We start from the raw sequence: 11,281 nt of genomic DNA on the forward strand, positions 1-11,281 counted from the left end.
AACTCTACCTATCGATCAATCAACATTGTTTTAATATATCAAATTATGGTCCCTTTGTATCCGCTTTTTCATTCCATAAGAAAGTGTATTTGTGATTTATTCCGCATCATATTTCTAAAGCTCTCCAAGTTTCATATACCCCAGTCTTTGTTTGGTTTCCTGCCCATGAACAATTCCAAGGTGGCTCCGTCTGCTATAGTTGAAAAATCTATATAACAGTCTTTATATTCTTTTCCGTTAAGCAATGCTTTTTGTATGTATATATTTTGATGTGAGTTATTATGGGCTATTATGGTGAACTTTCCTCCTTTAAAGTATCTCGTATCCAGCTTGTATTCTATCTTGTCGAATACCGGACTTGTTATTTCAAGACGTGTATCTCCCGGACACACAGGGTGTATCCCGGAGGCGGCAAGCACATACCAGGCCGACATTTGGCCTACATCTTCATTGCCCACTATGCCTTCTACTTTGTTGGCATAGGCTTTATCGCATATATGGCGGGTCCATTTTTGCGTCAGCCAGGGCCGTCTCAGGCGGTTGAACAGGAAAGGAACATGATGTACCGGCTCGTTGGCATGGTTATAATAGTCGTTCCACAAAAAATTGTCGGGAGTCTTTTCAAAGAGATTTGTAAGATTGGTAACAACCTTGTCTTCTCCTCCCATCAACTCCACCATACCCGGAACATCGTGAGGTACAAACCACCCCTGCTGGTAAGAATTAGATTCTATGCAGCCATACCATTCTTTAAATAGCGCATTTTCAGGCCATTCTTCCCAAGAACCATCAGCCTTCCGCGGACGGAACCAGCCCTTTTCCTTATCAAAAATATTCCTGTAGGCCTGACCTTTTTTCAGGAACAGTTTTTCATCGTCGCTATTGCCCATTTTGTTGGCAATACGGGATATACACCAGTCAGCATAAGCATACTCGAGCGTATGGGATATGCTGAGTGACGAAGCTGTATAGCCGAGGGCGTCATTGCCATATTTTTTCGATGTATTCACTGCATATTTGTAGGCCTTATCTATATCATAATTGCGGATACCCTTCACATACGCGTCTGCCAGAACCGATAAGGCAGGATTCCCTATCATACAGCCCGAGTATGCATTCACAATTTCCCAGCGCTCGAAATATCCGCGTCCGCTCTGTTCGGCGAGGGTAATCAGAGAGTTGAGTTGATCGTTTACCAATTCGGGGTTAATAATGGTTTGCAGAGGGAACTGGCTCCGGAATACGTCCCATCCGCTGAATATAGTACGTTTCGTGAATGTGGAATCACTGTATATCTGCTTATCACCACCTGTGTAACGCCCGTCTACATCGGTATATATGCGCGGATCTATCATTGTGTGATAAAGGGATGTATAGAAAATTGTTTTCTGATCGTCTGTTCCTCCCGTAATATTTATTTTGCCCAATTCCCTATCCCAACTTGCTTTTGCCTTGTTGCGGACAAGGTCGAAATTCTTATCTGCGATTTCCGCTTTGAAGTTCTTGCCGGCACCATCCATATCGACAAAAGATATTCCCACTTTCAGTGTTACCTCCTCATCTTTTTTCGTATCGAACTCTGTATAGAATCCCAGATGTTTGCCTTCCAATTCCTTGACATCTTTGATAATTTTAGCTTCCGATACCCTTTTCAGATAAGGGATGCTTGTAACATCTTTGAGTTTACGTTTCCAATTATCAGGTATATCGGCGCTCCAGAAGCCGTAATTGTTCAACGGACGACTGAATTGCGCATAGAAAAACACAGTATAATCGGTATTGCCTTCTCCATCACCCCATCCGCCGCCATCCGGCGTACACTTCATCCACCCTTGTATAGTGCTGTCATTAACTACTTTTACATATTGGTATGTCGATGTCCCGCCAACTCTTCGAGCCAAGTCTATCTGTATGCGTGATTGTTTATGCTCGGGGAATGTAAATCGTAAGATTCCGCTATGCGGTGCTGCCGTGGCTTCTACCCGGATATTATAGTCGGTCAGGTTTACTGAATAATACCCTGCTTTGGCAATTTCCGTCTTTTTATCGTACAGCGAACGGTATCCGCTTATGCTCCCGTCTTCTTTACCCGCAATTGTCTTCAGGTCTCCTGTAGCAGGCATTACAAGGAAATTACCAAGATCGCCGAACCAGCCCACACCACTCATTTGTGTAAATGCAAAACCTTCGATAGTTTTATGTTCGTAACTGTAGCCCGGCGAATTGTCACCTCCTGTTATTGTATTGGGGTTAACCTGAACCATCCCGTATGGTGTGGCCGCTCCGGGGAAAGTTTTTCCCAGTCCATGGTAGACTCCGGCAGCACCTACGCTGGTACTGGCTCCGATAAACGGATTGACATAATCGGAAGGTGCAGAACTTTTTGTTTCTACTTCCGTGGTGCATCCCGTTATAGTCAGGCAAAGAACCGTTATAAGAGCTGTTGTCATCTTTAGCATAGTATCAATCATTTCAATTATTTTCCTATCTTATCTTTTTATTAATAATGTTTTAATCCCGAAACGGGGTATCGACAGCGATATACTGTTTTTGTGAATTGTATTTTTTGTGATTATATTCCCTCTTAAATCAACTTCTTCCACTGATGATACGGGAAACCCGAACTTCAGTTTCTGTACGGAAGTATTTCCTTCGGCATTGAACAGCCTGATGAGCAGATCGTCGCCATGAGTCTTAAATGCAGTTACCTCATAGCCTGAGTTGCCGGTATCGAAATAGGATTTGTCTTCTGTTGAAGTTTTAGCGAGAAGCGAAGCCACTAAAGGTTCATTCCACTTGTTACTTTCAGTCGACACACGGGATTCTTTCCATTTTCCGGTATGTGGAATGACAGCATATTTCATTTTCAACGGCCCTGTTATTTTATAATCCATACCCCATAATCCGATGCCCGAATACTGGGCGGTCAGGCTTAACGGATAATTTTCTCCGAAAGAATAAGAGGTGGTATGATCTGATAAGAGGGTAAAGCCATATACCTCGTTTTTATCGACAAGGTCTACCCAGTTAAGGATTATATTGTGTTTTATGCTGTCCCATGTATTGAAGAATGTGTTTTTGAGGTTGCTTTCACATACATCGAAAGGAGCATTTTTATACAATTTGGGTGAAGATAAGCCTACAGGGAACATTATATTCAATTTGAACTTGTCGTCTACATATGCCCTCCTGTTATCACGCCAATTATTACCTTGTTTGTATTCACCTATGCCGACATTGCTCTTCCAATCTACCGTCAGGTCGAAATCGATACGTTTCTGTCCACTGTTCAAAGTGATAATCTGCGTGAAAGGGTGAATAGAGATATTCCCTTCTATTTTCACTATGGTTCTGAGGCCGTTGTCTTCCAATACAGTGATTTTTGCCGGAGAGTCAACGGTAGAATAATATTTCCCTTCCTCATAAAAATAGCCTCTCAGTTCGCCGAAGCCGTGTTGGTTGGCAGTGTCGATATATTCTTTGTTTTTCTCTTTTTTGGCAATCAGACTTTTTATTGTTCCTCCCTTTGCAGCATCGATAACGATCTTATACATATCGTTTTCCAGTATATAATCGCCTTCTGAGTTATTTTTACCAGCAGAATATGTTTCTTTATTTGGTTTCTCATCTTGTAAACTGTATGTTGCATAACCGAAAGAAGGCACCTCCGCTCTGAAGGTGAGACAGATAGAATCTCCCTCGTGTCGAAGACTCGAAGGAATTCTTTTTTTCTTCGAATCATATACCGCCAATCCCTGCCTGATGCGGGTAGCGGGCAGGCTTATGGTTACTAACTCCGACCTTTCTGTTGCCAGCGTATTGTATACTTTTACAAAAGACAAGTCACGGGAAGGTGATCCATTTTTGGAACCATATGTTTTGACAGCCTCTTCGATGATATTGTCCGAAATTTTATTTGTATTGTTTGTCCACAGAGTGATCTCCTGCGCCCATGTGCGATTTTTATGCAGACGGTTGTAAGGAACTATCCATGAGTCGTGATGTTGCGCCAGCATCAGGGTACGCCACGCTTCGTCCAGTGATGTTTGCAGCGGGGCATAATTATTCCCGATAGTTGCCATAGCTGCTATCTTCTCAGCCATCACAATCTTATTTTCGGATATACGTACTTCCTGTGCAATCTTCTGAAGCACCTGACTTCCCCACATCAGGTTGACCAGCATATTTTCCTGCGAAAAGTGCAGATTATCGAAGGAACTGCCTACCGACTTGTTTTCTATATATTCTTTCCATGTCACATATACAGAGTTGTTCCTTACCTTGTTGCCGTGACCAAGCCACGGGCCGTTTTTCCATCCTGCATCCTGATAACACATTCCGACAGGATTTTTTATCCCGTAGTCGAAGCATGCCTTGAGATAGGCTTTGGAATTTCCCCATGCTGTGGTTTGCCATGTGGAATTTTCTTCCAACTCTTCGCATGCATAGCGCGGCACTGTAAGGATAGCAGTTCCGTCAGGTCCTATCCAGTTAATCAGCTCACCACCATAGGCTGCCGTATATCCGCCCCAGCAGGTATTCGGACATTTAAGTACGGCATATTTGAAACCGAACGACTTTAGAATCTGTGGCAGACTGCTTGTAAAACAGGGTTCCTCTACCGAATATGTCGTAAAAGTCACATCCGGGAAATGCTGATGTATCTTATTAATACCATATTCGAACTGCCGTATAATACTTTCTCCCGATATGTTGTATAAATAGGGTTGGGCGTAGGTAGGATTCGTAAACTCGATTCTTTTATCCGTTACGATACTTCTGAAATTGTGATACGCAAGCGGTTCTTTTACTTTTACCGTATCCCATGTTTCGGGTTCTATTTCGAGTCCTATGCGCCACTCCGGGTGTTGTGACAGTTTATCTGTCATAAACTGGGTCACCCACATCGGGTAATGCCCATAGACGCCACCATGATAGCCGTCAACAAAGTATGCCTGCTGTTGGGAAGATACTTTTCCGAGTATAGACACAGATATCAGTACAAAAGCAAAAATCCGCTTCATATATCAATTTTGGGTTTATTTTTCGAATACGTTGGTTTAAGAGATTGTCGAAGTCCTTTTACTCCGGGTGGTCTTCATCCTCCGCCTGAATTGAGGTTATACAACTCATTCAAGCCTAAGTGTATTGATTTTATATTACTTACAATTAACTTTCAAATAGATTCCATTCAAAAACAATCTATGAATTTTCAATTCATAGCCTTATTTTACGCGAACAAGAGTTATCTTTCTTTTCACAGGAGTATTTACTTCATAAATAGCCGAAAGAAGCAAATCCATCTCATCCTGCCATGCCTGTCTTACTTCAGGAAACATCGCTTTCGAGTAAAGGTCACGCCTGCCATTAAGCCAGCCATCACTGCCTTTATATTTATCCAATACCTTAATAGCTTCTCTGGTATTCGGATCGGTTATACCTTTGTTGAGAAAAAAGTTGAACTGTACCCATGCATATTCACGAAAACGGCATTCTATTTCCCAGCGTTCTTCATTCAGGAACATAACTCTGAGGGCCTGCTGGTACTGAGGTGTATTGGTAAGCGTGGCAAGGTTGATGCCCTCTGCCAGATCTTTTGCAGGCCATGTTCCTATATTTTCCTCATCTATCATTAGTTTATAATCCCCTTTCAATCCTTTTACTGATAGTATTTCCCTGTTCATTTCATCTATAAACGGAACTGATTTAACCACTTCGGCCTGGCTTTTCTTATATCCCCATCCACGGGCTATTGTATCCATCGGGTAGGGTAATGATTTTGCGAGATAGTCAAACGTGATTCCAGCAGAGTTTTTTTTCAGGTTGGAAATTTCACAGTTCGAAGAAGATATGATATTCATCTTTGAGCCGTCTATATTTATGTCTGCAACTTCCTTACCTGCAAATCCCTGTGCTTTGAGGAACAGATATGCCATTACCATATGCCCGTCATTGTCGGGATGAATGCGGTCGGTCCCGCAAAGGGTAAACTTAGGATTGTGCTGTTGAAATTGTTGATTAATGGCTGTCATAGGCTCGTTAAAGTCGAAAAACTCCCATCCGTTATTTTTTGCAGATTCGCGTTGGAAATCGACTATCCTGAGCATTGCCTTATTCTTGTTCCTGAAAGGATTGTTTCCTTCTATAACAGCAGTTTCGTCGTAAGGAGAGCTGCCCATGAGCACCACCTTTACATTCTCCAAATTCCGGAATCTGGCCTCCATTTGCCTGTAAGCGTCATAAGATTCTTTGACCTTTTCGTCTGCAAATTTTTCGGGTTGATCTCCGTTGTATTCAAAGTAGCCCGAGTCATTCATTCCAAAAGTGGCTATTATTACTGTGGGATTCTTACTGAATACATCACCATCCAGCCGTTTTACCATATCAATGGCCCTGTCGCCTCCGATTCCGGCATTCAATATCTTAATCCTCATTTCTGGGAAATGAGTCATATAATAAAGCCATATATATGAATGATAGTGTCCACCATGAGTAATACTGTTTCCCAGGAATACAGCCCTTTCCCCGTCCTTAAATGGACTGATTTTCTGAGCGTTCGATGTCATGAAAGAACATAGCAGCACGAACAGAATAATGATTGCAACAGATTTGTTTTTCATTTGGTATTGGATTTTACGACTTTTAGTCAGGTTATCTCAAAATACTTACGTTAGTGTACGGCTCCAAAAAGCCATGTACAAATATATTTACAAAAAAAACTCACTCCTGTTCGAAGTAAGCATTTGAGTAAATGATTTTCAATCCAATTATCCAGTAAACCTCTATATGTAAGCTATTTACCTGTTTTATTTATTGGGGTTTTGGTAAATTATATAGAGTTATCTTTAATAGAAAATACCTCAATTTTTTTCACCTCTTCTTCAAAATATTCACTGTCTATTATAGCCTTTCCTTTTACCTTACTTTTATAGTTGTAAATAGTCTGGATGGAATAACGTAAAAATACGGCTATCTGATTGACATCTGTTATACCTAATCTGATGAGAGCAAAAATCCGGAGTTCAGTATTCAATTGTTCTTTTTCCAGTTTGTAACGTTCTTCTTTTTTAAGTAAAGTATTGAACTCCTCCACAAAATTGGGATATATCTTGAAGAATGCCTTATCAAAGGTAATGTAAAGTTCTTCCACGTCTTTTTCCAAACTACGGTTGGAAGCAGTCATATTATACAATTCATCTATTTGACCCGCTTTTATCTTGCGGTTTACATTTTTTCTGTAATCATCCAGCTTGTCAATATATACGCCGCATTGATTCATAAAGTAACCGATGTATTTTTCTTTTATAAGATTAGCTTCATCCAGCTTATGATTGATACTGGCTAACTTCTCATTCATTGCTTTCAGGTTTTTCCTGGCTCTGGAAACTATTTTTACTTGTTTATAAATAAAGAATAAAGCAATGGCCAGCACAATAACAAACAAACTGATGATTACAGCATATGCCTTTAAATTTCTCTTCTGTTGCTCTATTTTGTTCAGGTATGTGTCTTCTATAATAGGCTGTACACGCGCGATCATCGTATTTCTGAAACGGGAATTATAGAAATTTGCATCGTCAAGTGCTGCTCTTATGTAATTATAAGCCCTATTAACATCACCTTTATTATATAGGTTTATTGCTAATGCCAAAAGCGCCTCATTTTCTTTCACAGCAAGTTGAGTATCTGTTATTGCTGCTAAAATAAGGTACATTTCTTCCAGTTCACTATTTTTCAGGTATTTATAAACCAATGCCAGACTCATTGCAGACATAGCGTAGTTGTGTGTCCGAAGTTCCTGTTTGGAAAATATATCGGATAATATCTGCCTGGCTTCATCATATCTGCCTTCGTCCTGAAACTTGAAAGCTTCCTCCTTCACATACATATCTGTACCTTTTCCAAGAAATGACATGACCGTATCCCTGTAATGCATTTTTTCAATCTGATATTTTTTCTCATATTGAGGATCGTCTGTATATTTTATAAGATTTTCATAATATCGTATATATGTCCAGCAATACATGGATTTTAAATGTGTGGGAAGTTCTTTATACTCGATACTATTCAACTCCTCCAAAGCCTGTGTGAATGAGCCGGACAAAGATAGGACGAAGGAGAGCTTCAATTTGCTTTGCGACAAAAATTCTTTATTGTCTAACTTTTCAGCTATTTTTATATTCTTATCTATATATGCAATAGCTGAATCGCAGGCAAAAGATTCATACTCGGCAATAATATCTTCATTTATTCTGAATATTTTATCCAGTGAAAGGCTATTATTTAGTTTTAATTTGAAACTGTCTATTCGTTGTATCTTTTCCTTCATATATGTGGGACGTTCTGAGATAGTCTTATCCAGAACTTTAAGAAGAGAATCAATCTTATTTTTGGAATATATATATCCTGTTGTATTGTATATAATACAAAACAGAATGAGGAGTGTCTTTTTCATTTAGTTATAAGATTCGTATGTTATGGATAAAAGTACATATAAATCTGATATAATAGTCATATGGAAGCATAATATTGCTGTATAACCAAAAGAAATTCCTTCCGGATACAGCTTTTATGCCTAGGAAAGAATTGTTTTAAAACAGTACTTTGTTCAATATAGCAGAGAGGTATGTGAAATTCAAGATTATGTTGTTTTATAAGTATAATAAGATCAAATAGTGGGAATAACGGTGATTAAAAACATCAGGAAGGATTTCATTGAAATATTACAATAAAAATAAATTATCAATAACTTTAAATTCTTATTTTTGCAGGGCAACAATTTCAGATTTAGAGTATCATGGAATAAACGACAGTCAAGAAAAACAGTCATGGCACGAATGTCTGTCGATGGAGAGATTGGCGTAATATAAATCAGGATATCCTTGCCGAACAAATAGGTGTATCACAAGCCATTTTGACCGGTTATGAAAAAGGATATAAACTTGGAACAAAATATCCGGATAAGATTGCGGAACTATACAAACGCCTTCCTATAATCTGAAAAAAGTGGCTATGTTAAAAGAGGTTTTAAAGGGTAGATATAAAAAGGTTATATTAAAAGCTTGGATTTCCTGCTTATATCTGGCGCATATAGTAATCAGTAATAGACCTCCAAAGTTATGTTCTAAAAAGTTTCTCTGCGAATCTTCCTGACCTTTGTCAGTATATTTGCAGTAAAAATCTTGTCTTGTTTAGCTGAGAATACACGGTATCTTATACATATTTGATTCCCATTCGCAGGATACAACAAGATTGGTATAAGATGCAACGGACATATAAAAGGCTAATCGGCTTGACTTACATATACCGTGCAATGCATTGTTATTTAATTATTATCATTTTTAATGAGAGACTCTTTTGATAATTTTGTAGACGATTCTTCATTATGGAAAAGCTTTCAGGCCGGAAATGATGCAGCATTTACGCATATTTATAAAAAATATGTCCAAAGTCTGTTTCATTATGGTATGCAACTTTCATCAGATAGAGAACTTGTAAAAGACTGTATTCAGGATATTTTCATTAATTTATATGATAATAAAGAAAAGATTGGTTTTACCGATAATATAAAATTTTATCTCTTTAGGGTTTTGAAAAATCATTTGATCAACGTACTAAAACGTCATCAAACCCATATAGCATTTCTTGATACTCAGGAAAAACAGGCAGAAACTTATACGGAAGATACGGCCGAGACATTACTGATAGATATTGAAGTAGATCTGTCTGTTAAAGCAACTGTGGATAAAGTGATGTCCCTACTCACAATGAGGCAGCGGGAGATCATATACTACCGTTTTGTGGAGAACATGAGTATTGATGAAATCAGCATTCTTACAGAGATGAATTATCAGTCTGTAGCAAACGTTATACAACGGTCATTAAAAAAAATCAGAAGCTTTTATAAAAAATCAGAATAAAATTGAGTATAAAAATAAGGAGAGTTTGTTTACTTGATAAATGAACAAAAAACGTATGCCTGAAAATACTCATAAATCAGATTATTTAAATTATTCATTTGAAGATTTCCTTCAAGACGATTTCTTTATTTCTTCTATTAAAGAACCATCAGGAGAATCTGAGATTTTTTGGGCAAATTTTCAGAATGAAAAGCCCGATAATATTCAAGAGTATATACTTGCAAAACAATATCTCCAATCTATAGCTGCTCCGGCCGATCCTCTGTCTGATGATGAAATATCGCATATGTGGAATAATATTTCTTCACATAGGAACGGGGATAAGAAACGTAAAAGAGGAAAGCCACTGTTTATTACTATAGGAGTGGCGGCAAGTATAGCCATACTGGCCATCTCATTTCCCTTCCTTACGGATATATTTTCCGGTAAAAATACATCGGATATAATTGCCTACGCGGATAAGAACAAAGTAGAACTGCCCGATAATTCCGAAATACAGCTGATTATTTCTGATAATAAGACTATACTTTTTGATGAAAAAGAAGCGACAATTACTTACGACCAGAATGAGATAAAAACAGAAAAAGGTGTACTTGAGAAAGAAAAGTCTGTAACAATACATCAATTGATTATACCAAAGGGCAAACGCTCCGTACTTACCTTGTCCGATGGCTCCAAACTGTGGGCTAATGCAGGTTCGAGGGTAATATATCCGAGCGAATTCGGTAAAGATAAAAGAGAGATATACGTCGATGGTGAAATATTTGTTGAAGTTGCCAAGGATGCAAGCAAGCCTTTTTTTGTAAGGACTAAAGATATGAGCGTACAAGCCCTGGGTACGAGCTTTAATGTTATGGCTTATGAATCCGATGCATTGAAGAGGGTTGTTTTAGTTTCGGGTATAGTAAAAGTAGAAACTGAAGAATCCAAAGGTACAATATTGAATCCCAACACAATGTTTCAAACTCAGGGAGGCGATGAAAAGATAATTCCGGTAGAAGCTGATAAATATATCTCATGGATAAAAGGACTTTACCTGTTCCGGAATGAAAGACTGGGAGTCGTATTCGAACGGTTGTCACGATATTATGGAATACATATAGAATGTAGTCCGGAAGCTTCAATGATAAGATGTTCAGGGAAACTGGATTTGAAAGATAACATCGAGGAAATAATGAAAGGATTATCTTTCGACGGGAAAATCATTTATTCGCAGGAAGGAAATATATATAAAATAAATAAGAACTAGTGAAAAAGTACCATTTAAAATAAGTATTAACCTTAAATCAGTAAAATGCCTATGTAAAGAAGCTTACAGAAAAAATTGGATGGTAGTACCAGTACCATCCAATAGAGTTTAA

General features: G+C 38.5%; 6 protein-coding genes. 2 read left to right on the forward strand and 4 right to left on the reverse strand.

Annotated features, from left to right (window positions below; translation table 11 throughout):
• Positions 1–131: 131 nt before the first annotated feature.
• The 4 genes from ACFO6W_RS24025 to ACFO6W_RS24040 form a co-directional block, all read right to left on the reverse strand.
• Positions 132–2,459 (reverse strand): GH92 family glycosyl hydrolase, encoded by a 2,328-nt coding sequence (locus ACFO6W_RS24025; RefSeq protein ID WP_380001301.1) that lies wholly within the window; start codon positions 2,457–2,459, stop codon positions 132–134.
• Between the two features lie 30 nt (positions 2,460–2,489).
• On the reverse strand, positions 2,490–5,024 hold the full coding sequence (locus ACFO6W_RS24030) for a glycoside hydrolase family 38 C-terminal domain-containing protein (RefSeq protein WP_380001303.1): 2,535 nt from the start codon (positions 5,022–5,024) through the stop codon (positions 2,490–2,492).
• A gap of 201 nt (positions 5,025–5,225) precedes the next feature.
• On the reverse strand, positions 5,226–6,620 hold the full coding sequence (locus ACFO6W_RS24035) for an SGNH/GDSL hydrolase family protein (RefSeq protein WP_380001305.1): 1,395 nt from the start codon (positions 6,618–6,620) through the stop codon (positions 5,226–5,228).
• 209 nt (positions 6,621–6,829) lie between these two features.
• Positions 6,830–8,455 (reverse strand): DUF6377 domain-containing protein, encoded by a 1,626-nt coding sequence (locus ACFO6W_RS24040; RefSeq protein WP_380001307.1) that lies wholly within the window; start codon positions 8,453–8,455, stop codon positions 6,830–6,832.
• Between the two features lie 889 nt (positions 8,456–9,344).
• Between ACFO6W_RS24040 and ACFO6W_RS24045 the strand changes: the two genes are divergently transcribed.
• Positions 9,345–9,920, forward strand: coding sequence for an RNA polymerase sigma factor (locus ACFO6W_RS24045; RefSeq protein ID WP_380001309.1), 576 nt, complete (start codon positions 9,345–9,347; stop codon positions 9,918–9,920).
• 40 nt (positions 9,921–9,960) lie between these two features.
• A complete protein-coding gene (locus ACFO6W_RS24050) occupies positions 9,961–11,169 on the forward strand; it encodes a FecR family protein (protein ID WP_380001311.1) in 1,209 nt (402 codons plus the stop codon).
• Positions 11,170–11,281: the final 112 nt, after the last annotated feature.

Source organism: Dysgonomonas termitidis (assembly GCF_042654545.1).
GTDB lineage: Bacteria > Bacteroidota > Bacteroidia > Bacteroidales > Dysgonomonadaceae > Dysgonomonas > Dysgonomonas termitidis.

Excerpts from the sequence above, each read along its gene's own strand:
- ACFO6W_RS24025 (WP_380001301.1), bottom strand. The coding sequence starts at position 2,459 with ATGCTAAAGATGACAACAGCTCTTATAACGGTTCTTTGCCTGACTATA.
- ACFO6W_RS24035 (WP_380001305.1), bottom strand. The coding sequence starts at position 6,620 with ATGAAAAACAAATCTGTTGCAATCATTATTCTGTTCGTGCTGCTATGT.
- ACFO6W_RS24045 (WP_380001309.1), top strand. The coding sequence starts at position 9,345 with ATGAGAGACTCTTTTGATAATTTTGTAGACGATTCTTCATTATGGAAA.
- ACFO6W_RS24030 (WP_380001303.1), bottom strand. The coding sequence starts at position 5,024 with ATGAAGCGGATTTTTGCTTTTGTACTGATATCTGTGTCTATACTCGGA.
- ACFO6W_RS24040 (WP_380001307.1), bottom strand. The coding sequence starts at position 8,455 with ATGAAAAAGACACTCCTCATTCTGTTTTGTATTATATACAATACAACA.
- ACFO6W_RS24050 (WP_380001311.1), top strand. The coding sequence starts at position 9,961 with ATGAACAAAAAACGTATGCCTGAAAATACTCATAAATCAGATTATTTA.